The organism is Bradyrhizobium sp. GW821-FHT13H05, from assembly GCF_058804065.1.
Map to the genome: position 1 here is coordinate 29,459 of NZ_JBXAPO010000011.1, position 21,168 is coordinate 50,626.

The 21,168-nt window shown below is 64.2% G+C and carries 22 protein-coding genes; 13 read left to right on the forward strand and 9 right to left on the reverse strand.

Annotated elements, in window-relative coordinates; genetic code table 11:
• Positions 1-383 precede the first annotated feature (383 nt).
• From AC1RR3_RS27495 to hflX, 4 genes are all read left to right on the forward strand, one after another.
• Positions 384-2,807, forward strand: coding sequence for a sensor histidine kinase NtrY-like (locus AC1RR3_RS27495; RefSeq protein WP_492826518.1), 2,424 nt, complete (start codon positions 384-386; stop codon positions 2,805-2,807).
• Positions 2,808-2,824: 17 nt separating this feature from the next.
• The gene (gene ntrX, locus AC1RR3_RS27500; RefSeq protein WP_492826519.1) at positions 2,825-4,195 is read left to right on the forward strand and encodes a nitrogen assimilation response regulator NtrX; all 1,371 of its coding nucleotides are present in this window, start codon (positions 2,825-2,827) and stop codon (positions 4,193-4,195) included.
• 248 nt (positions 4,196-4,443) lie between these two features.
• Positions 4,444-4,692: an RNA chaperone Hfq gene (gene hfq / locus AC1RR3_RS27505; RefSeq protein WP_007591126.1), complete on the forward strand. Its 249-nt coding sequence runs from the start codon at positions 4,444-4,446 to the stop codon at positions 4,690-4,692.
• A gap of 11 nt (positions 4,693-4,703) precedes the next feature.
• Complete coding sequence (gene hflX, locus AC1RR3_RS27510) at positions 4,704-6,095, forward strand: GTPase HflX (RefSeq protein WP_492826525.1); 1,392 nt, start codon at positions 4,704-4,706, stop codon at positions 6,093-6,095.
• 13 nt (positions 6,096-6,108) lie between these two features.
• Here hflX and AC1RR3_RS27515 read toward each other — a convergent pair whose 3' ends face one another.
• Both AC1RR3_RS27515 and mazG read right to left on the reverse strand, forming a co-directional pair.
• Entirely contained in the window at positions 6,109-6,525 is a 417-nt protein-coding gene (locus AC1RR3_RS27515; RefSeq protein ID WP_492826527.1) for a hypothetical protein, read from the reverse strand.
• Between the two features lie 12 nt (positions 6,526-6,537).
• Positions 6,538-7,374, reverse strand: a complete 837-nt coding sequence (gene mazG, locus AC1RR3_RS27520) for a nucleoside triphosphate pyrophosphohydrolase (protein WP_492826529.1) — start codon at positions 7,372-7,374, stop codon at positions 6,538-6,540.
• A gap of 126 nt (positions 7,375-7,500) precedes the next feature.
• Between mazG and queC the strand changes: the two genes are divergently transcribed.
• A complete protein-coding gene (gene queC / locus AC1RR3_RS27525; RefSeq protein WP_492826531.1) occupies positions 7,501-8,214 on the forward strand; it encodes a 7-cyano-7-deazaguanine synthase QueC in 714 nt (237 codons plus the stop codon).
• Positions 8,215-8,428: 214 nt separating this feature from the next.
• Here the strand turns inward: queC and AC1RR3_RS27530 are convergent, their stop codons facing one another.
• The 3 genes from AC1RR3_RS27530 to nthA are packed head-to-tail and all read right to left on the reverse strand — an operon-like array spanning position 8,429 to position 10,100.
• The gene (locus AC1RR3_RS27530) at positions 8,429-8,806 is read right to left on the reverse strand and encodes a nitrile hydratase accessory protein (protein ID WP_492826532.1); all 378 of its coding nucleotides are present in this window, start codon (positions 8,804-8,806) and stop codon (positions 8,429-8,431) included.
• Positions 8,806-9,465 (reverse strand): nitrile hydratase subunit beta, encoded by a 660-nt coding sequence (gene nthB, locus AC1RR3_RS27535; RefSeq protein ID WP_492826534.1) that lies wholly within the window; start codon positions 9,463-9,465, stop codon positions 8,806-8,808. The genes AC1RR3_RS27530 and nthB overlap by 1 nt, the downstream gene beginning before the upstream one ends.
• Entirely contained in the window at positions 9,462-10,100 is a 639-nt protein-coding gene (nthA, locus tag AC1RR3_RS27540) for a nitrile hydratase subunit alpha (protein WP_492826536.1), read from the reverse strand. Before nthA ends, nthB begins: the two co-directional genes overlap by 4 nt.
• Before the next feature lie 62 nt (positions 10,101-10,162).
• Here nthA and AC1RR3_RS27545 point away from each other — a divergent pair, with 62 nt between their 5' ends.
• From AC1RR3_RS27545 to AC1RR3_RS27560, 4 genes are all read left to right on the forward strand, one after another.
• A complete protein-coding gene (locus tag AC1RR3_RS27545) occupies positions 10,163-10,921 on the forward strand; it encodes a PA4824 family protein (protein WP_492826538.1) in 759 nt (252 codons plus the stop codon).
• A gap of 143 nt (positions 10,922-11,064) precedes the next feature.
• Positions 11,065-12,540 (forward strand): DASS family sodium-coupled anion symporter, encoded by a 1,476-nt coding sequence (locus tag AC1RR3_RS27550; protein WP_492826540.1) that lies wholly within the window; start codon positions 11,065-11,067, stop codon positions 12,538-12,540.
• Between the two features lie 248 nt (positions 12,541-12,788).
• Entirely contained in the window at positions 12,789-13,904 is a 1,116-nt protein-coding gene (locus AC1RR3_RS27555) for a methionine ABC transporter ATP-binding protein (RefSeq protein ID WP_492826542.1), read from the forward strand.
• Positions 13,894-14,559, forward strand: coding sequence for a methionine ABC transporter permease (locus AC1RR3_RS27560; protein WP_492826544.1), 666 nt, complete (start codon positions 13,894-13,896; stop codon positions 14,557-14,559). The genes AC1RR3_RS27555 and AC1RR3_RS27560 overlap by 11 nt, the downstream gene beginning before the upstream one ends.
• Before the next feature lie 23 nt (positions 14,560-14,582).
• Here the strand turns inward: AC1RR3_RS27560 and AC1RR3_RS27565 are convergent, their stop codons facing one another.
• Both AC1RR3_RS27565 and AC1RR3_RS27570 read right to left on the reverse strand, forming a co-directional pair.
• A complete protein-coding gene (locus AC1RR3_RS27565; protein ID WP_492826546.1) occupies positions 14,583-14,975 on the reverse strand; it encodes a cupin domain-containing protein in 393 nt (130 codons plus the stop codon).
• Positions 14,976-15,074: 99 nt separating this feature from the next.
• Positions 15,075-15,629, reverse strand: coding sequence for a helix-turn-helix domain-containing protein (locus tag AC1RR3_RS27570; RefSeq protein WP_492826547.1), 555 nt, complete (start codon positions 15,627-15,629; stop codon positions 15,075-15,077).
• 431 nt (positions 15,630-16,060) lie between these two features.
• Here AC1RR3_RS27570 and fsrB point away from each other — a divergent pair, with 431 nt between their 5' ends.
• The 3 genes from fsrB to AC1RR3_RS27585 all read left to right on the forward strand — a co-directional run bounded on the left by fsrB (position 16,061) and on the right by AC1RR3_RS27585 (position 18,731).
• Positions 16,061-17,350: a siderophore utilization protein FsrB gene (gene fsrB / locus AC1RR3_RS27575; RefSeq protein ID WP_492826549.1), complete on the forward strand. Its 1,290-nt coding sequence runs from the start codon at positions 16,061-16,063 to the stop codon at positions 17,348-17,350.
• 213 nt (positions 17,351-17,563) lie between these two features.
• Complete coding sequence (locus AC1RR3_RS27580) at positions 17,564-17,782, forward strand: DUF6894 family protein (protein WP_492826802.1); 219 nt, start codon at positions 17,564-17,566, stop codon at positions 17,780-17,782.
• A 121-nt stretch (positions 17,783-17,903) separates the two neighbouring features.
• On the forward strand, positions 17,904-18,731 hold the full coding sequence (locus AC1RR3_RS27585; protein WP_492826551.1) for a hypothetical protein: 828 nt from the start codon (positions 17,904-17,906) through the stop codon (positions 18,729-18,731).
• A 36-nt stretch (positions 18,732-18,767) separates the two neighbouring features.
• Here AC1RR3_RS27585 and AC1RR3_RS27590 read toward each other — a convergent pair whose 3' ends face one another.
• On the reverse strand, positions 18,768-19,529 hold the full coding sequence (locus tag AC1RR3_RS27590; RefSeq protein ID WP_492826553.1) for a pirin family protein: 762 nt from the start codon (positions 19,527-19,529) through the stop codon (positions 18,768-18,770).
• Between the two features lie 35 nt (positions 19,530-19,564).
• On the reverse strand, positions 19,565-20,158 hold the full coding sequence (locus AC1RR3_RS27595; RefSeq protein WP_492826555.1) for an isochorismatase family protein: 594 nt from the start codon (positions 20,156-20,158) through the stop codon (positions 19,565-19,567).
• Between the two features lie 112 nt (positions 20,159-20,270).
• On the opposite strand from AC1RR3_RS27595, the gene AC1RR3_RS27600 reads away from it, so the two are divergent.
• Entirely contained in the window at positions 20,271-21,164 is an 894-nt protein-coding gene (locus AC1RR3_RS27600) for a LysR family transcriptional regulator (protein WP_492826557.1), read from the forward strand.
• Positions 21,165-21,168: the final 4 nt, after the last annotated feature.

The window sequence follows — 21,168 nt, forward strand, 5'->3', positions numbered from 1 at the left end:
CAGACCCAAATGTTCCGCCGGTCCCTTCAAATTCGACATTTGGCCGCACGGCGCGGCGTCGTGCCTATCTGACCAGTCGGGTTGATGTCGGCAACATGGCGACGTCACCTGGTGCCTGCATGGTAGGGCCATTGACCAAGAGGTCAGAGGCCACGATCAGCAGCAGCACGGCCGAAACCATCATCGCAAGAAAGAACCTGTCCATGCCGGGTCAAGCCGGAACGGCCCGATTCCGTTCCCGTTGAGCGGGTATGCCCTGTGGATGCGCCGGTCGGCCGCGGCAGGTGCGCCGCGGAATTGTCGCAATTCGGCAACAATGTGGTACGAATACATCAGTATCCGCCGCCGCCGCGGACCCCGTTTTCAGCAGCACCATTGCCGGAATGACCAGCGCAGACACCTCGGCCGCACACTTCGACACGACCCCAGCGGAAGAGCCCCGGCGCTGGTCGGTGCGGCGCTGGCTGGCGCCGTTTGCGGTGGCGCTGGCATTGCTATCGGCCCTGCTGACCTTTCTGGTCCTGACCGGCCTCAGCAAGATCGACCCGACGCCGGAGGTTGTCCGTTCGTTTTACCTGCTCAATGCGGGCACGATCCTGCTGCTGGTCGGGATCATCGTCCGCGAGCTCTGGCAACTGATCCTGGCGCGACGGCGAGGACGGGCGGCGGCACGGCTGCATGTCCAGATCGTCAGCCTGTTCTCGATCGTGGCGGTGCTGCCGGCGGTGCTGGTCTCCGTGGTCGCCAACGTCACCCTCGAGCGCGGCCTCGACCGCCTGTTCTCCGGGCCGACCAAGGAGGTCATCCAGAACTCGCTGAACATCGCGCGGGCCTACATGCAGGACCATGCGCAGCTGATCCGCGGCGACATTCTCGGCATGGCCAACGACATCGCGCATGCAAGGCCGCTCTACGACCAGGACCGCCGCTCGTTCCGCGAGCTGCTGACCGGCAGCGCCAGCTCCCGCAATCTGCCGGGTGCGATGATCATCGACAAGAACACCAACATCCTGGAATCCGCCGACACCGGCATGCGGCTGGCCTATTCGCCGCCGGCGCCGGACTTCCTCAGCAACGTCAACGAATCCGAGCCCGAGATCGCGGTGCTGCCGGACGCGAGCTACGTCGCCGCGGTGATCCGCCTGCGCGCCTTCAGCGACACCTTCCTCTACGTCGCGCGGCCGCTTGATCCGAACGTCGTCAACCAGCTCAAGCAGACCGAGGTCAGCGTCGCCGAATATGCCCAGATCGAGTCGCGCCGGCTCGGCATCCAGGTCGCCTTCGCGCTGATGTTCGCGGTGATCGCGCTGACCATTTTGATGGCCTCGGTGCTGATCGGGCTCAACTTCGCCAACTCGCTGGTGGCGCCGATCCGGCGGCTGATGAACGCGGCCCACACCGTCTCGACCGGCGACCTCCACGTGAAGGTGCCGGTGCACCAGTCGGAAGGCGATCTCGCCCAATTGGGCGAGACCTTCAACAAGATGACGCAGGAATTGCGCAGCCAGCGCGACGAACTCGTCAATGCCAGCGACCTCATCGACAGTCGCCGCCGTTTCATCGAGGCCGTACTGTCCTCGGCGAGCGCCGGCATCATCGGCGTCGATACCTCGGGCAGCGTCGGCATCCTCAACCGATCCGCCGAGAAGCTGATCGGGCATTCCGAGGTCGAGACGCTCGGCCATGCGCTCTCCGACGTGCTGCCTGAGCTCGACGAGATGATGAAGACCGCGCGGGAAGGGACCCAGCGCCTGGTGCAGGGCCAGATCACGATCACGCGCGACGGACAGGAGCGCAACCTCTCGGTCCGCGTCAGCGCCGAGAAGAACCAGCCGCACGACAGCTACATCATCACGCTCGACGACATCACCGAGCTGGTCTCGGCGCAGCGCACCTCGGCCTGGGGCGACGTGGCGCGCCGCATCGCCCACGAGATCAAGAATCCGCTGACCCCGATCCAGCTCTCGGCCGAGCGCATCCGCCGCAAATTCGGCAAGGACATCACCGAGGCCAAGGACAAGCAGATCTTCGAACAGTGCACCGACACCATCGTGCGCCAGGTCGACGACATCAGGCGCATGGTCGACGAGTTCTCGCGCTTCGCGCGGATGCCCAAGCCCGTGATGGAAGGCGAGGACGTCGCCGACACCGTGCGGCAGGCAGTGTTCCTGATGAAGGTCGCCCATCCCGAGATCGATATCGAGGCTGAGTTCAGGGAAGATCCGCTGCGCGCCCAGTTCGACCGGCGGCTGATTTCGCAGGCGGTCACCAATATCGTCAAGAACGCCACCGAGGCGATCGAGCAGGTCCCGCCCGAGGAACTGGGCAAAGGCCGCATCGACGTCGTGGTCTCGCGTGAGGGCGAGGACGTGCTGATCGACGTCATCGACAACGGCATCGGCCTGCCCAAGGTCGCACGCTCGCGGTTGCTGGAGCCCTATGTGACGACACGTGCCAAGGGCACCGGCCTTGGCCTTGCGATCGTCGGCCGCGTGCTGGAAGACCATGGCGGCCGCATCGAGCTGAAGGATGCCTCCGACTTCCGCGAAGGCCAGCGCGGCGCCTGGATGCGCATGCGCTTTGCGATCTCCGGCGCGCCTCCGAAGGCCGAGGGCACCGAGCCGGCACCGATCGCCAAGGATGCGGTGAAGGAAACGGTGTCGCAGACAAAGGACGCGGCCGAAGCACAGGCCAGCGGCCCGGTCAAGGACATGGCGCAGGAAACAAAAGAGCCGGCGGCCGAAACCAAAGAGCCGGAAGAAAAGACCAATGATTCAACGAAGATCGAAGCCTCAACAGGCATCTGACAAGACAGGCGCGACCCATGGCAAGTGAAATTCTGATTGTCGATGATGAGGCCGATATTCGGGATCTCGTTGCGGGCATTCTCGAAGACGAGGGTTTCGTCACCCGGACCGCGCGCGACAGCGACTCGGCGCTGGCCGAGATCGCCAACCGCCGGCCGCATCTGGTGTTCCTCGACATCTGGCTGCAGGGCTCCAAGCTCGACGGCTTGCAGCTGCTCGAGCAGGTCAAGAAGGACAATGCCGATCTGCCGGTGGTGATGATCTCCGGCCACGGCAACATCGAGACCGCGGTCGCCGCGATCAAGCGTGGCGCCTATGACTTCATCGAGAAACCGTTCAAGGCGGACCGGCTGATCCTGGTCGCGAACCGCGCACTGGAGAACTCTCGGCTCAAGCGCGAGGTCAAGGAGCTGAAGCAGCTCGCGCCGAGCGCAAGCTCGCTGGTCGGCCGCTCGCCCAGCATGAACCAGCTGCGCCAGACCATCGACCGGGCGGCGAAAGCCAACAGCCGAATCCTGATCGTCGGTCCCGCCGGCGCCGGCAAGGAGTTGACCGCCCGCACGCTGCACACGGCCTCGGGCCGTGCCGATGGCCCCTTTGTCGTGATCAATGCCGCCGCGATCACGCCGGAGCGCATGGAGCACGAGATGTTCGGCGTCGAGCAGTCCAACGGCGAGCACGCGCGCAAGCCTGGTGCGCTCGAGGAAGCGCATGGCGGCACGCTGTTCATCGACGAGATCGCGGACATGCCGCGCGAGACCCAGAACAAGATTTTGCGCGTGCTGGTCGAGCAGTCGTTCCAGCGCGTCGGCGGCACCGCCAAGGTGCAGGTCGACGTGCGCATCATCTCATCGACCGCGCGCAACCTCGAAGAGGAGATCGCCGCCGGCCATTTCCGCGAGGACCTCTATCATCGCCTCTCGGTCGTGCCCATCCGCGTGCCCGCGTTGTCGGAGCGGCGCGAGGACATTCCGGAATTGATCGACTATTTCATGGAGCAGATTTCGGCCGGCAGCGGCCTGCCGAAGCGCCAGATCGGGCAGGACGCGATGGCGGTGCTGCAATCGCATGTCTGGCCGGGCAATGTGCGCCAGCTCCGCAACAACGTTGAGAGAGTCATGATTCTGGCCGCGGGCGGGCCGGAAGTGATCATCACCGCCGACATGCTGCCGCAGGACGTCGGCTCGATGGTGCCGGCGATGCCGACCAGCAACAATGGCGAGCACATCATGGGGCTGCCGCTGCGCGAGGCGCGTGAAGTGTTCGAGCGCGACTATTTGATTGCACAGATCAGCCGTTTTTCAGGAAATATTTCTCGAACAGCCGAGTTTGTTGGCATGGAACGCTCCGCGTTGCACCGGAAGTTGAAGGCGCTCGGCGTCGGCTAACGCCGCGACGTCGCGGCCGCGGCTGAGGGATTAACGAGGAAAATCATCGATTTCCGTAGTTTTTCGGGGCATTAGGGCGTGGCCTGCCGCGTGAAGCGGCTTGCCTAATAACCCGACCTGTCCTCTAATCGAACAGCTGTTCCTCCGAGGGGGATCTCATGAGGAATGGCAACCGGACGCGACCCCGCATTCTCAAAAGCGAGGCGCATCCGGCGCAATAAAAAGAAACTCAAAGCGAGAAAAAAACAATGGCGGCAGACCGCGCACAAAACCTACAGGACACCTTCCTCAATCACGTTCGCAAAACCAAAACGCCACTGACGATCTTTCTGGTCAACGGAGTGAAGCTCCAGGGCATCGTGACCTGGTTCGACAATTTCTGTTTGCTGCTTCGGCGCGACGGTCATTCGCAGCTGGTTTACAAGCATGCGATCTCGACCATCATGCCGGGCGCTCCGATCCAGTTGTTCGAGGGCGGCGAGGATCAGCCGGCTTGAGAGTGATCTGATTGGAACCCCGGAATTTCGACGGGGATGCCGACCGTCCGCGGTCGGCAGGGGCTAAGCAAACGGGGCGGGTGCTGGTCATCGGCCCCTACTTGCGTGTGCGCGCGGGCGGTGCCGACGCGCAGTCGGAAAGCCATGTTCCAACTCTAGTTCAACGTGACGCGGAGGCCCGGCTCGATGAAGCCGCCGGCCTCGCGCGTGCGATCGACCTCGTTATAGCCGACGCCATCATCGCACCGATCAGCCAGATCCGGCCCGCCACCTATATCGGCAAGGGCAAGGTCGAGGAGATCGCCGCGCTGGCCAAGAGCCTCGACGTCGAGCTCGTGGTGATGGATTGCGCGCTGGCGCCGATCCAGCAGCGCAACCTCGAAAAGGAATTGCATGCCAAGGTGCTCGACCGCACCGGGCTCATTCTGGAAATCTTCGGCCGCCGCGCCAAGACCAAGGAAGGCTCGCTCCAGGTCGAGCTGGCGCATCTCAACTACCAGCGCTCGCGCCTGGTGCGGTCCTGGACCCATCTGGAACGCCAGCGCGGCGGTTTCGGATTCATGGGTGGTCCCGGCGAAACCCAGATCGAAGCCGACCGCCGCCTGATCCAGGAGCGCATCTCCAAGCTCGAGGGCGAGCTGAAGAAGGTGCAAGCGACAAGGCGGCTGCATCGCGCCGGTCGTCAGCGCGTGCCGTATCGCGTCGTGGCGCTGGTCGGCTACACCAATGCCGGCAAGTCGACGCTGTTCAACCGCCTGACGCGCGCCGACGTGCAGGCCGCCGACATGCTGTTCGCCACGCTCGACCCAACCCTGCGCGCGCTCACGCTGCCGCATGGCGGCAAGGCGATGCTGTCGGACACAGTCGGCTTCATCTCCAACCTGCCGACCCAGCTCGTCGCCGCCTTCCGCGCCACGCTGGAGGAGGTACTGGAGGCCGACGTCATCCTGCACGTCCGCGACATCTCGCATGAAGACGCCGAAGCCCAGCAGAGCGACGTCGACGCGGTGCTGCGCCAGCTCGGCATCAATCCTGATGACTCCGGCCGCATCATCGAGGTCTGGAACAAGATCGACCGTTATGATTCCGAGCAGCGCGAAGAGCTTCTGAACATCGCCGCGCGCCGGCCGGAGGATCATCCGGCCATGCTGGTCTCCGCCGTGTCAGGCGAGGGGATCGACGCTCTGCTCGCCGCGATCGAGGAACGGCTCGCCGCCAAACGCCACACGCTCGATCTCTCCATCGACGCCGCCGACGGTGCCGGCATCAGCTGGCTGCACCGCAATTCCGAGGTGCTGGTCAAGGAGCTGCACGACGGCCGCTTCGACATGACCGTGCGGGTGGACGAGACCAAGCGGGATATTGTTGTGAACCGGTTCGACGCGGTGCCGCATCCGATCTAGCCCGTCTGGCGGGTCAGTCGTAGTCCTCCACCCACAAGCACCCTCCGTTGGCAAGACCAATTACGAGGACACCGAGATCAATGGTGGCGTCAGTCGCGGGACTAAATTGGCAAAAGTCTGATGATCGGCAGTTTGTCAGAAATTGTACGGGTTCGTCGAACAACGCCGCGAATTGTTGCCAGAGTTCGGCTGCACGCGAGGGTTTCATCTCTTCTCCGCCAAGGGTAAGCGATGTAGTCAACACGTAGGTTACGAGAGCCGTAGCTTCATCGCTCGTGACAGTAGTATAGATTTCAACATCGTCTGAAAGTCCGAAAGCCCGTGCGACTTCCAGTGGCGTGACCGGCCCTGGAATCACGCCGCATCTTGTCTTGCCAAAGGGCCGCTCGGTCGCGATCTGGCGACAAACTTCAGGCTCAGGTACAACCATAAGAAGTTTTCCTCAACCCGGAGCGACCGGCTTCTCATCCGCCTTCGCCGCATCCCACAGCGCGTCCATCTCCTGTAGCGAGGCCTGCTCCAGCGTGCGTCCCTGCGCTTCCAGCGCCCGCTCGATGTAGGCAAAACGTCTTTCGAATTTTGCGTTGGTGGCGCGTAGCGCGGCCTCCGGATCGGCGTCGACGTGGCGGGCAAGGTTGACCAGCGCGAACATCAGGTCGCCGGTCTCTTCGGCGATCTCCTGCTTGTCGTTGCGATCGAGCGCGGCTTCGATCTCGTCGGCTTCCTCGCGGATCTTTGCCAGCACCGCGCGCGGGTCGTTCCAGTCGAAGCCGACGGTGGAGGCCTTGCGCTGCAGCTCCATGGCGCGGGTCAGCGCGGGCTGACCGGCCTTCACGCCCGATAGCAGCGATTTGTGCGTTGGCGCTTCTTCCGGCGGCCGGCGCGCGGCGCGCTCGGCTTTCTCCTCGGCCTTGATGCGGTCCCAGACTTCCTTGACGTGGGAGGCGGCGAGATTGCCGTCCCTGTCGGCGAAGACGTGGGGGTGGCGCCGGATCATCTTGCGGGTGATGGCTTCGACGACATCGCCGAACGCAAAGGCGTTCTGCTCCGAGGCCATCTGGGCGTGGAACACGACCTGGAGCAGGAGGTCGCCGAGCTCTTCGCGGAGATCGTCGAGATCGCCGCGGTCGATCGCGTCGACGACCTCATGGGCCTCCTCGATCGTGTAGGGCGCGATCGTCGCGAAATTCTGCTCGAGATCCCAGGGGCAGCCGGTCACCGGCGTGCGCAGCGCCGCCATGATCTCGATCAGGCGGGAAATGTCGCGGGAGGGGGTCATTGCGGGGCAGTCTCCTGGGTCGTGAGACTTATGCCAAAAGCGGGCCGCCGTTCCCAGCGCGACGCTGCGGAACGAGGCGATTTCCACCGATTGGCGGGCCGCACGCGCAATGCTAAAGCGCGGGCCATGAGCGACACATTTTCATCCCAAACCGCGCTGGTGCTGTTCTCCGGCGGCCAGGATTCCACCACCTGCCTCGCCTGGGCGCTGAGCCGCTTTGCGCGCGTGGAGACGCTGGGCTTCGACTACGGCCAGCGCCATGCCGTCGAGCTCGCCTGCCGCGACCGCCTGTTCGACGGCCTCAAGGGCCTGCGCGCGGATTGGGCGGCAAAGCTCGGCGAAAGCCACACGCTGTCGATCCCGACGCTGGCCTCGATCTCGGACACGGCGCTAACGAGTGACGTAGCAATCGCAATGGGTGCCGACGGCCTGCCAAATACGTTTGTGCCCGGTCGCAATCTGGTGTTCCTGACTTTCGCCGCGGCGCTGGCCTACCGGCGCGGCATTACCCACATCGTTGGCGGCATGTGCGAGACCGACTATTCCGGCTATCCCGATTGCCGCGACGAGACCATCCGCGCCATGCAGGCCGCGCTCTCGCTCGGCATGGCCAGGCAATTCGAGCTGCATACGCCCCTGATGTGGATCGACAAGGCCGCGACCTGGAAGCTCGCGCACGACCTTGGCGGCGAGGGGCTCGTCGATCTCATCCGCGAGCAGTCGCACACCTGCTATCTCGGCGAACGCGGCGCGCAGCATGCGTGGGGTTATGGCTGCGGCGAGTGCCCGGCGTGCAGTCTGCGGGCGAAGGGGTGGCGGGAATATGTGGCGGGGAGGTAGCGCGTCTCGCTCCCTCTCGTGCCCCGGACGCAGCGCAGCGCTCCTTCAGCGGTGCGCTGCAGAGCCGGGGCCCATGCTTCCGTAACGCGTCGTGTTGCCATCTGGGTCCCGGCTCTGCGCCGCAACGCTGACGCGTTGCAGCTTGTCCGGGACACGAAAGTGAACCGCAAGGGATCACCTTGGTTCGCAATGACGGGCGTGGCGCGAGCTTGGCTTACCGAAAATCCTCGTCCCGCAGCTCGATCGGTTTGCCGTGCGGCGTGCGATCGGCGGCGTGGTCCCAGGCGTCGCGGTAGCGGTGCAGGGTCTCCGTCGATGCGACGCCTTTGCGCGCGACCAGCCCTTCCAGCGTGGCGAGCCAGTGCAGATAGTAGGTCTCGCCCGTATCGGGATCGCCGGCGGCCTGCGCGCGCTTGATTTCGTCGGCGAGCGCCGCGGCCCATTCGGGCCAGGTGAATACGCCGCGGTCATGCAGCGTCAGTGCCATGGCGAAGGCGTGCGCCTCCCAGGGTGCGCGGAACACCGGGCCGTCGTCGTCGCGCGGAATGCTCGGAATGGCCGCCGTCGCGGCGGCAGCAGCCGTGCTGCTCATTACGCCGGATCCAGATACGGCTCGAACGCGTCGATCGACACCTTCAAGGTCGGATCACCGTCCGCGCCCCAGAGATCGCTGCCGTCGAACACGACGGTGTAGAGCCATTGCGGATTCTCGCCGACCTCCATCGCCGCCGAGTCCGGAAACACGTGGCAGCCATGGTTCAGCTCGACGACGCCGACATGACCGCGCACATAGCGAGGTAGGCGCGTGTGCGTCGTGGGGTGAATGTTCTTGGCACGCACGCGGTCGCCAATGTTGAATCTTGCGGGCGCCGGAGCAGGGCGGGCGAACTTGCCGCGCACCATGATGCGCTCGACCTGGCCGAGATCGAACTTGCCGTGCTTGAGCGCCTTGGCCGGTTGCATCGCATGGCCGGCGGCGACTTCCTCCCGGGTGAGGTAGCCCTTCTCGATCAGCATCTCCTCGAGCCCGAGAAACCATTTCTTGTAGTAGGAGCTCGAAAGATAAACATGCGGCGGGATCGTCTCGCGATAGAAGCGCGAGGTGTCGATGTTGAAGGCGCCGGCCGCGCCCATCGCGCGCACCATCGCAAGGACGCGCGACTCCCACTCTTCGTGGAACACCGGCTCGTTCGGCTCGGGCTCGACCTTGCCGAACCCGTCCATGCCGCCCATGTCGTGTACGCCGTTCATGACGGCGCTCCGGGCGTCCTTGGAAAGCCGGTGCCGATCATGGAATCGCGCGTGACCAGCTCGGCCAGCTGCTCCTCGCTCCAGCCTTCCGTTCCCGCAGGGCGCATCGGCAGCACCAGGAAGCGCGTCTCGGCGGTGGAGTCCCAGACCCGGATTTCCATGTCTTTCGGCAGGCTGACGTCGAAATCGGCAAGCACACCGCGCGGGTCCTTCACCGCGCGCGAGCGATAGGGCGCGGCCTTGTACCAGACCGGCGGCAGTCCCAGCATTTCCCAGGGGTAGCAGGAGCACAGCGTGCACACGACCATGTTGTGTCGCTCAGGCGTGTTCTCGACGACGACGAGATGGTCGCCGACGCGGCTGACATGGCCGAGCGTACCGATCGCCTTGCTGCCGTCCTCCAGCAGGGCCTGCCTGAAGGCCGGATCGGTCCAGGCCTTGGCGACGACGCGGGCGCCGTTATGCGGGCCGATCTTGGTCTCATAGGCCTGGATGATGGCATCCAGCGCGGCCGGCTCGACGTAACCCTTCTCGGTCAAGATCGTCTCGAGCGCGCGCACACGCAGCTCGGTCTCGGACAGCTCGGAATGGTCGTGATCGTGGTCGCGGTCGTGGTCGTGATGATGTTCACTCATGGTTCGAAGATAGTCCCAGAATCCGGGCCTTGTCGAGGCGAAGACTCTGCTAACATCGGGCCATGGGATGGGCTGCACAAACCGGAATAACCGCCGCAATCGCGGCTCTTGTCGCACTCGCGGCGCAGGATGCGCGCGCCGCGAATGGCGCCTATGCGGTGGATGCTGCCGACATCTCCGAGGTCGGCTCCTGCAAGGTCGAAAGCTGGATGTCGGCTGCGACCAACACGGATTTCTCCGCGGTCGCCAATCCCTCCTGCGTCGTCGATCCCTTCAGGCCGATCGAGCTGAGCCTGCAGACCATCCGGGCCCGCAGCGATGGCGACTGGAGCACGACGGTGGCTCCGAAAGCCAAGACCAATTTCATCCCGACCGGGATCGGCCGGTGGGGATTGTCGGCCTATGGTGGCGGATCGTTCGATGCGGCGACCGGAGAAGCACTGACCGCCTTTGCCGTCATCCCCGCAACCTTCCGCCTGTCCGAGACCATGCGGATCAACGTCAATGGCGGCTGGCTCTGGGATCGCACCGTGGATCGCCATTATCTGACCTACGGCATCGGCTTCGACTGGAAATTCACCGACACCTTGCAATGGACGATCGAGGCGTATGGCCAGGCCGGTGCCTCCGAAATATCGAGCGTGGTGCAGCCGCGCTTCCAGACCGGTGTCCGCTACCGGCCGAACGAGATTTTCTCCGTCGACGTGATCTACGGCCGCAACATCACCGGCGAGAACGCCAACTGGATCACCATCGGCACCACCATCCGGTTTCCGGTGGAGGGCGCCCAGCCGGAACACCGGCGCACCGGGCATTTGTGAGCACCGGGAAAATCGAGCGCCTGATGGGAGAACCCGCGGCAAGCCATTGATCGTGCCGCAGACAGTCCGTATACGCCGCGCAGGGACAAAAACGGCCTGGCCAACGGGCGATATGATGCTCCGACAATGGAGGGGGAGGACTCATGGCCGCTAGCTCGCAGGCACCCGAGGCGAAAGGGTTTCGCTGGAAGCTGATCGCACCGCTCGCGGTGTGGCTGGTGATCTATCTGTGGCCGGTGCCGACGGGGCTCAACGTCAATCAGTGGCACTATTTTGCCGTGTTCGCCGCCGTCATCACCGGGCTCATCCTGGAATCGATGCCGGTCGGCGCGGTTGGGTTCATCGGGCTGACGGTCGCAGGGGTCGCCGGCTATATCGATCCTGATCCCGGCAAATCACTGCGCTGGATGCTGGCGGGCTTTGCCGAGAGCACGGTGTGGCTGATCGTCGGCGCCTTTGTGTTCTCGATCGGCTATCGCAAGAGCCAGCTTGGCCGGCGCATCGCGCTGGTGCTGGTGCAAAAGCTCGGCCGCAGCACGCTGGGCCTCGGCTATGCTGTGGCAATGTCCGACTTCCTGCTGGCGCCGGCGACGCCGTCGAACACCGCGCGCAGCGGCGGCATCGTCTATCCCATCATCAGCAACATCCCGCGCATCTACGGCTCCGAGCCGGGACCAACCGCCGGCAAGATCGGCACCTATGTGATGTGGACCGCGTTCGCGGCGACCGCAATCACAAGCTCGCTGTTCTTCACCGCGCTCGCGCCCAATGCGGCGGCGCTCGCGATCGCCAAGAAGACGGTGGGCGTCGATGTGAGCTGGGGCCAGTGGTTCATCGGCTTTGCGCCGCTCGGCATCCTCCTGATGATCCTGGTGCCGTTGCTCAGCTATATGGTGTGCCGGCCGGAGGTGAAGCACAGCCCCGAGATTTCCGAATGGGCGGCGAAAGAGCTCGCAGAGATGGGCCCGATGTCTCGCAACGAGTGGATCATGCTGGCGCTGATCATCCTTGCGATGTTCCTGTGGATCGCGGGCTCGAGCCCGGACATCCACGTGCCCGTGCTGGGCTCGAACTTCGTCAACGCCACCACCGTGGTCTTCATCGTGATCTCGCTGATGCTGGTCACCGGCGTGATCGAGTTCGCCGACATCGTCAGCGAGAAGAGCGCCTGGGAGGTGTTCTTCTATTTCACCTCGCTCTTGACGCTGGCCTCCGGCCTCAACGAGATCGGCTTCATCAAATGGTTCGCGACCGAATACGCAAAACCGCTCGCGGGGCTGTCGCCGTCGACTGCGATGATCCTGCTGGTCGCACTGTTTTTCTGGATCCACTATTTCTTCTCGAGCATCACCTCGCATGCCGCCGCTGTGCTGCCGGTCGTGCTCGCGGTCGGCTCCGGCATCCCCGGCCTGCCGGTTGCGACGCTCGCGATGCTCTGCATGTATTCGCTCGGCCTGATGGGCGTGATCTCGCCTTACGCAACCGGCCCGGCGCCGATGTATTTCGGCAGCGGCTATATCGGAAAAGGCCAGTTCTGGGGCTTTGGGCTGATCTTCGGGGTGCTCTATTTCGCCGGACTGCTGGTGATCGTGATGCCGTGGTTGCAGATGGTCGGGTGAGCCCCGCCGGAGGCTGATCCCCCCGGCGAAGGAATTTTCTTCTCAGGGGAGGGATTGGGGAAACTTCGTCCATCTCCTCGCAAATATCTGAAATTGCAAGAAAGACTGGTTCGGGTGATGGTGTGCTGCAGTGCAGCGCGCCGCACCCGGACGATCTGCTGCTGTTTCACCTCCCGTCGCTGATGCGACCCTGGTCTCGTGCGCCTTTGGGGCGGACGAGCTAAATATCGTGCATGAAAGCTGCTTCCATGAACGCGCACCCCTCGCTGGTGGTCGGAGAGCCGATCGAAACACGGGCCGCGATTGCCGCCGAACCGGACGCGATGGTCCGCTTCGAGGGTATCTCGAAGACCTATCCGGCGTATCGCGGCAAGCCCGGCGTCAGCGCGCTTGAGAATATCGACTTTGCGATTCCGCGCGGCTCCATCACCGGCGTGATCGGCCGTTCCGGCGCCGGCAAATCGAGCCTGGTCCGCCTGATCAACGGGTTGGAGAAGCCGACCACGGGCCGCGTCATCGTCGATAACAGTGATGTCTCGGCACTGGCCGGGCGCGAGCTGCGGCTGGCGCAGCGCTCGATCGGCATGATCTTCCAGCACTTCAACCTGCTGTCGTCGCGCACCGCGGCCGATAACATCGCGCTGCCGCTCGAGATCGCCGGCTGGTCAAAGGCGGACATCAAAAAGCGCGTCACCGAGTTGCTGGCGCTGGTCGGCATTGCCGACAAGCACGACCGTTATCCGTCAGAGCTCTCCGGCGGCCAGAAGCAGCGCGTCGGCATTGCCCGGGCGCTGGCGACGCGGCCGAGCGTGCTGCTGTCTGACGAGGCGACCTCCGCGCTCGATCCGCAGACCACGCGTGCGATCCTCGATCTGCTTGCGAACATCAACCGCGAGCTGGGCGTGACCATCGTGCTGATCACCCACGAAATGTCCGTGGTGCGTCAGCTCGCCAGGGAAGTCGTGGTGCTAGATGCCGGCCATGTGGTCGAGAGTGGCCATGTCGCCGACATCTTCACCCATCCAAGGCATCCGATCACGCAATCCTTCCTCGCCGAAGTGATCGGCGACAGCCTGCCGGTGTCGTTGGCGAGCCGGATCGTGGCGGCGCCGTCCGCCGGCGGACAGGCCGTGGTCCGCGTCCAGGTCCGCGGGGCAGGGGCCGGCGACACGGTGGTGGCGCGGCTTGCCCGCGAGCTCGGCCTTGATGTCGCGCTGCTCGCCGCCCGCATCGACGAGATCGGCGGCCAGCATGTGGGATCTCTGACCCTCGGTATTCCCGGCGGCGAGGACGCGGTGATGCGGACGCTCGCCTGGCTGTCTCAATATCAACTCCCGGCGGAGCGTCTCGGCTATGTCGCCTGAACTCATCAACCTCATCATCCAGGCCACGGGCGAAAGCCTGTACATGGTCGGCACCGCAGCGCTGCTCGGCACCGCCTTCGGCCTGCCGCTCGGCGTTTTCCTTGCGACCAGCCGGAAGGGCGAGCTGTTCGCGGCGCCCATCGTCAATCGCGTGCTCGGCGCCATCGTCAATGCGACGCGCTCCACGCCCTTCATCATCCTGGTCGTCGCAATCATCCCGTTCACCCGCCTCGTCGCCGGTACCTCGATCGGCTCGACGGCGGCGATCGTGCCGCTGACCATCGCATCGGCGCCGTTCATCGCGCGCCTCGTCGAGGCTGCGATCCGCGAGGTCGATGGCGGGCTGATCGAGACCGCGTCCTCGTTCGGGGCGTCCCCGATCCAGATCGTGCTCAAGGTGCTGATCCCCGAGGCGCTGCCGGGCCTTCTGCTGGCGCTGACGCTCGCGGTGGTCAGCCTGCTCGGCTACTCCGCCATGGTCGGCGCCGTCGGTGGCGGTGGCCTCGGCGATCTCGGCATCCGCTACGGCTATCAGCGCTTCATGCCGGAGATGATGCTGGCCGTCGTCGTCGTGCTGATTGCCCTCGTGCAGCTCGTCCAGAGCGCGGGCGATTATCTGGCGCGCAGGGTCAACCGCCGGCTGCGGCATCGCTGACAACACAAGCGGCCATGCCGCTGCTACTCAGCCGGCGGATAGTAGAGAAACTCGATCATCAGGCAGCCGTCGCGGGTGAAGAACGGCCCATGCTCGACATGGGCCGGCCTCACCGCGTAGGTGCCGGCGTCCAGCAGTTGCGTTTCCTGCGACGCCGTGCCGATCGACAGCGTGCCCGAAATCAGAAACACCTCCTCGCACCAATCGTGCGAGACGGGATGCCCCACGGACGCACCGGCGGCCCAGCGCGACAGCCGCGTCACCGCGCCCGTCTTACTCGGGTGATCGAAACGGCCGGACAGGATCTTCTCCTCGACACCGACATAGCCGGGGATTGCCCGCCAGCCATCCTCGGCCAGCGCGTTGAAAAACTCCCGGTGGTCCTTCATGAACCGACCGAAGCCGGGCTCCGCCATGTGAATCATCTCCCGCGCCGACACTGACACGGGGTGACCTTACAGCAGGCGAACAGTGTTTCCCACTTCGACCTGTCGGGCAGGGATATCCCGAAAGCCTCACCCCGCTGCGAGTTCAGCGTCGTTCGCGGGCTCCCCGATCGACGCCGGGCCTGCAACGAGGCTGTCGAGGTCGACCAGCAGCAGATCGGCAATATGTGTCAGTTGGTGCAGCGGAATGCTCGTCTCGCCGCGTTCGGCAAGCGACACGAATTCGGGCGAGACGCCAATGAGGTTCGCAATCTGGCTTTCAGTATAGCCACGCGCTTCGCGCGCGCCGCGGACTTGCGCGCCGATATGCCGCCTGTGCAGAGCCTGCTCTTCCTCGGTCATCATCAGGGCCTGCTCGTCAGCGCTCGCAACGCCGTCCGCGAACGCGATGCCGAGCAGCCGCCGCTTCTGCCATGCCACACGGCAGGGCTTTCGCAACCCGTCGGCAAAGATCAGCGTGGCCTGTTTCGGAAACGCCAGTGACCAGTCGAGCTTCAGTCTTGCGCCCGTGCCGGAGACGTCTGCGATCGTGCAGGGGATGCTGACGGTGCCCCTGGCGCCGTCAAACTCGATGAGCCCCGTCCTCGCAGTGGATTGCCTGGTCGCAGCGCGCAAATCGCTCATGGACGTCGAACCCCGGATGCCCAGCACGCGCTGGCACGAAACGTTGCGGCATGTTCCGCCAAATGAATGAAATATTCCGCAACAGATTTTACCTCCAGGGTTCCTCAGGCTCAATCGAGCGGCGAGGGCATGGTAAAGGATTCGTTCTCCACGCTTGCCTTCAAAGTCGCCGGTCCCGTTCGTTCGATGGATCGTTTTTGTCTAGAAGGATTCCAAAGCCGGAGAACATGCCCGTTGCGCCGCGCATGAGCGCATTGGTCGCACATGCTGCGCACGGCTCTGGAGAGATTCTAACCCTGTTCCTATCGCACTCCGAAATCGCCTGCGTTAGGCGGGGCGTCGGGCCATCGGCAAGCTGCCCCTGCCGCTGGTGAGTTCAACTGAAGTCGGTCCAGCAATGGGGGCCGGACCTGCTTGATGAGATTCGGACGATGAGAGCGATATTCGGCAGGCTGCATCGCTGGGCGGGACTGCTGACAGCCGGCTTCCTGTTCTTCTCCGGCATCACCGGCGCGATCATCTCCTGGGACCATGAGCTCGACGACGTCCTGAACAGCCATCTGTTCGACGTCACCAGCCAGGGGCCGGCGATTCCCTCGCTCGAGCTCGCCAGGATGATCGAGCAGCGCGATCCCCGCGCGCGCGTGGTCTACCTCTTCATGACGCCGGAGGAGGGGCACTCGCTGTGGTTCTTCATCATGCCCAGGATCGATCCTGCGACCGGCAAGCGCTATGCGATGGACTACAACCAGGTCTTCCTCGATCCCAACACCGGCGTCGAGCTCGGCCGGCGCTATTGGGGCGCCGTGTGGCCGGTGACGCGAGAGAACTTCGTCTCGTTCCTCTACAAGCTGCACTACACCATGCACATCCCGGAGTTCTGGGGCAGCGACCGCTGGGGCATGCGCCTGCTCGGCATCATCGCCATCATCTGGACCATCGACTGCTTCGTCGGCTTTTATCTGACGCTGCCGTCGCGGCGCAGCGCCAAGGCGGCGCGGGCGCCGCAAGTCACGCGCCAGCTCGAACGCGGCTTCTGGGCGCGCTGGGCGCCGGCCTGGACCATCAAGACCTCAGGCAGCGCCTACCGGATCAATTTCGACATCCACCGCGCCTTCAGCCTGTGGACCTGGGGTGTGCTGTTCATCATCGCCTTCACCGCGTTCTCGCTGAACCTCTATTTCGAGGTGTTCTCGCCGCTGATGAAGATGGTGTCGAACTACACGCCGACGCCCTATGAGCAGCGGCCCTATCGCGATCTCGACGATCCCATCGAGCCCAAGGTGAATTTCGCCGAGATCGCCGCGCGCGCGGCGGCTGACGGCAAGGCGCGGGGGTGGACCGTCCCGGTCGGTGCACTCAGCTATGGCCCGGCCCACGGCGTCTATGCCGCCGCCTATTTCCATCCCGGCGACGACCACGGCGCCGGCGGCGTCGGCCCGGCGCAGCTCTATTACGACAGCGAGGACGGCCGTCCGCTCGGCGAGCGGCTGCCCTGGGTCGGCACCGCCGCCGACATCTTCGTGCAGGCGCAGTTTCCGCTGCATTCGGGCCGCATCGTCGGACTGTTCGGCCGCATCCTGATCTCGATTATGGGCCTGGTGGTGGCCGCACTCTCGGTCACCGGCGTCGTGATCTGGTGGCGCAAGCGCCGCGCCCGCGTTCGCGTGCGGGAGACTGCGGCGATGCGCCTGAACCGGCAGCTGACGCCGGCGGAGTAGGGCGATCACGCCCGCGCCGGTGATCGCCAAGGTCGGTGATCGCCAAGGCGGACACGCTTGATCGGAATCAAATCCTCCCTTGGGAACCTCCGCTAGCTTCGCTGCGTGTTTAACTTGATTTGCGTCCCCAGGGCTTGATGGTTCCTGTTTGCTTTCCTCTCCGAGAGGTTGGTGAAGCACGCCAGGACAGATGGACGCGAGAGGATACTGATGCTGCGCACTTACTATTTCGACATGAAGGATGGCGTTCCGGCTCGGGATAAGTCAGGTCTGGAGTTTGGAAGTGATGGTGCCGCCATTGCCCATAGCAAGAGCCTGGCGGAAGACGTTCGCGCGAAGAGGCCGGGAGGACATCCAGATCTCCGGATCGTCGTCATCGATGAGAACGGTCGGGAGGTTCATCGCGAATCAGTCTATTCGAAGAACAGCTGACCATCGCAATCCACTTGCGTCGGCGGAGCAGGGCCCTGCGACGGCCCGCCCACAGCGGATGAACCTTCCCGCGAAACAAAGGCACAAAGTCTAAAGACAGCTCTTGCGTCGTGGGATCGCTATGAAGTGCCTTGCCTTACTCTGCCTGCTTGCCCTGGCCACCAGCGCCAATGCAGCCACTCCCGAGCAGCACTATCTCGATCTGCGAGATCGCTACATCGCAGAATTCTCGAAGGCTGCGGAGAGCGACCAGACCTCCAGGCAGCACGATGCGGCGCTCAAGGAGCTGACTGCCGTGCTGCGCGGCCTGGTAGGGCCCGTCACGATCAAGGGGTTGCCGGCAGAGGGCCAGTCGAACGCCGACACGCTCTTCAAGGGCGACTCGGGCTTCGGCCATCTCGATGGGCTCGGCTTCGCCTCCGAAGGCGACAAGATGCAGGCCGTCGTGACCACGACCCCGCTGCTCAAGCACTGGCTCCGCGAGCACCGCGAGGACGGCATGCCACAGGAGATCGGTGCGGCCTTCAAGTCGGACCGCTTCTACTATCAGGCGATCCAGGACTCCGCCTTCGCCAAATATGCGGAGCTGCCAATCACCAAGCCCGCCTCCGCAAGCGCCGCGGTCGCCGTGCTCGGCGTGCGTGGCAACGGCGACCTGAAAGGCGCTCCGCATGAAATCGACGTCGTCGCGATCCAGGGTGAGAAGGTCTTCTTTCTCGCCGTCACCGACGCCGTGAAAACGGCCGAGATCCCGGCCTGCGAGAAGGTCTGGAAGCAGATGATGGCGAGGTCCATCGACAAAAAGGACCCGCGGGGCGACATGACCCGCGAAGACAATGCGATGACGGCCTACACGGCGTGCTTCGCCAAGGAAGCGCCGAGCCAGAGCTGGTTCGCGGCGGCCGTGAAGAAAGCGCAGAGCCAGCTCGATCTGCTGCCGCCGCGCTAAAGCGCGCTGCCGCCGGGAATCCAGCCGCCGCCGACTTCAACCGCTGATCGTTCCCTCACGCGAATATCGGGCGTTTCGGTCGACGAGAAAGACGACAAGGTCGGCGTCCTCACTCGCTTCCACCTTCGGCGAGACGCCGTCGCCGGCGAACATCAACGCGGTATGCTTCCCGGCCTTTTGCTCACCTGCGACGACGCCACCCCGGAAGACATAGAGCCAGCGATCGAAACCCGGCTTCGACGGAAGGCCGCAGCTTCGCCCCGCCGGCAAGTGGGTATCGTAGAGATACACGGCCTGCCGCACGAAGGTCGGCGCGTCCGATCCCGCCGGCCCCGTCAGCAGCCGCCACTGATCGTTTCGTCCGGCCTCGTCCAACGTGACGAACTGGACGCTGGGCTCCAGATCCACAGCTTCCGGCCGAACGAAGATCTGGAGCATTTCGATCGGCTCGTCGCCGACGACCTTCTCTTCATGATGGAAGCCGCGGCCTGCGTTCATCACCATGAGCCGGCCGGATGAAATGACTTCGCTTGTGCCGGCGGAATCGGTGTGCTGCATCCGTCCGGTCCGCATGTAGCTGATGATCTCGTCGTTGCGGTGTTCGTGCATCCTGACGACGAGACCGGGTTGAAGCCGGGCGTGGTCGATGACCCCAAGTCCGCCGAAGCCCGCATCGTCCCGTTGGTTCAGAGCGATGCCCGGATGGATTCGGCGCAACTGGAATGGCCCGTGTGATCTGACCTGATGAGTCTCCGGCGACACGATGCCGATCCCATTGATGGGCGATGCGACAGACATGTTGTTACTCCTGGGCCCCGGCGGCCCGAGATCGATTACGACTGGATCGGCGGCAACACGTCGGTGAACAGGAGCTGGATCAGCTTCTGGCCGTTCGGCGTGCCCCAGTTCTGGGCCAGTTCTGCGATCATGGTGTTGGTCGCGGTCAGGACAACGCCGGCGTCCTGCATGCGGCGGCGGGACATATCTTCCGAGAGCTCGAACGGCGATCCCGAGGCATCCATGACGGCCTGCACCCTGTAGCCTTCCGTCACCGCGTCGATCGCCGGAAAGACGAGGCAGACGTCGGTCGTGACGCCCGCCATGATCAGGTTCTTGCGGCCCGTCGCTTCCACGGCGGCCTTGAAGTTGGCGTCGGTCCAGGCGTTGACGATGCCTTCGCGCTTCACGCGCTTGGCAAAGGCGTCGGGAAGAATGTCCTTCAGTTCCGGCAGCAACGGACCCTGCAGGCGATCTTCCTGGCTCGATGTCAGGACGGTGGGGATGCCGAGAATGCTCGCGGTCTTCGCCAGCGCCAGCGACATGCGCTTGGCGCGCGCGACATCGATGTTCTTGATCAGCTGCATGGTGCCGACCTGGTGGTCGATCAGCAGAAGCGCGGAATCCTCTGGGGTGAAATACTTGGCCATGACGTGGTATCCCTTGGTCGAACGAGCATTATCGCTCGCCGATGAACCTACGAATGGAACGATACTTCCGGCAGACTTGAAAAATGCCCACCTCGTGTTTCATAAATGGAACATGGCAGCCTTTTCAGATTTCGACGGCCTCGCATTGTTCACCCGTATCGTCGAAGCGGGCGGGCTGGCGGCGGCCGAGCGCGCGACGGGCATTCCGAAGGCCACCCTGTCGCGGCGGCTGTCCGCCCTTGAGAAGACCCTCAACGTCCGGTTGGTGCGACGAACGAAGCGGGGCGTCGCGCTGACCGAGGAGGGGCAGCGGCTGTTCGACCGCACCCGGCCCGCGCTTGGCCTTGCCGAAGAGGCCGTGGCTGAGGTCCGGGATGAGCGGGTTACGCTGTCAGGCACCGTTCGATTGTCGTTGCCGCCGGACATCGCGACAGCCGTTCTGGCGCCGGCGTTGATCCGCTTCAAGGGCAGGCACCCCGACGTGATGATCGAGATGACCTTGGCCGATCGCAGGGTGTCCTTGATCGAGGAAGGATACGATTTGGTCGTACGGATGGGGCGGGTCGCCGACTCCGGACTGATGTTCAAGAAGCTCGCCTCCCTGCCGCGCGTGCTGGTCGCGAGTCCAGATTTCCTTGCAGCACGGAGAGCGTTGACGGTGCCGCAGGACCTGAATGAGATCCCCGCGCTCGCAATCCGTCGCGACCTGGTCGAGTGGGATCTACGACATCATGACGGTGCTGCTGTCACCGTGAATCCACCGATTGGCTACGCGGCAAACCGACAGACGATATTGGTCGACGCCGCGATCGCCGGGCTCGGTGTCGCGAACCTGCCCTTGTTCATGGTGGAAGCGGCGCTGAATTCCGGAGCGCTCATCCGCGTCATGACCGGATGGGAGCCGTCTCCGGTCGAGATGACCGCGCTGTGGCAGAAGGACAGGTTCAGCGGCCGCCTGACCAAGGCGATCGTGGCGGAGTTTGCAGAGGCTTTGAAGAGTGTCTGAAGTT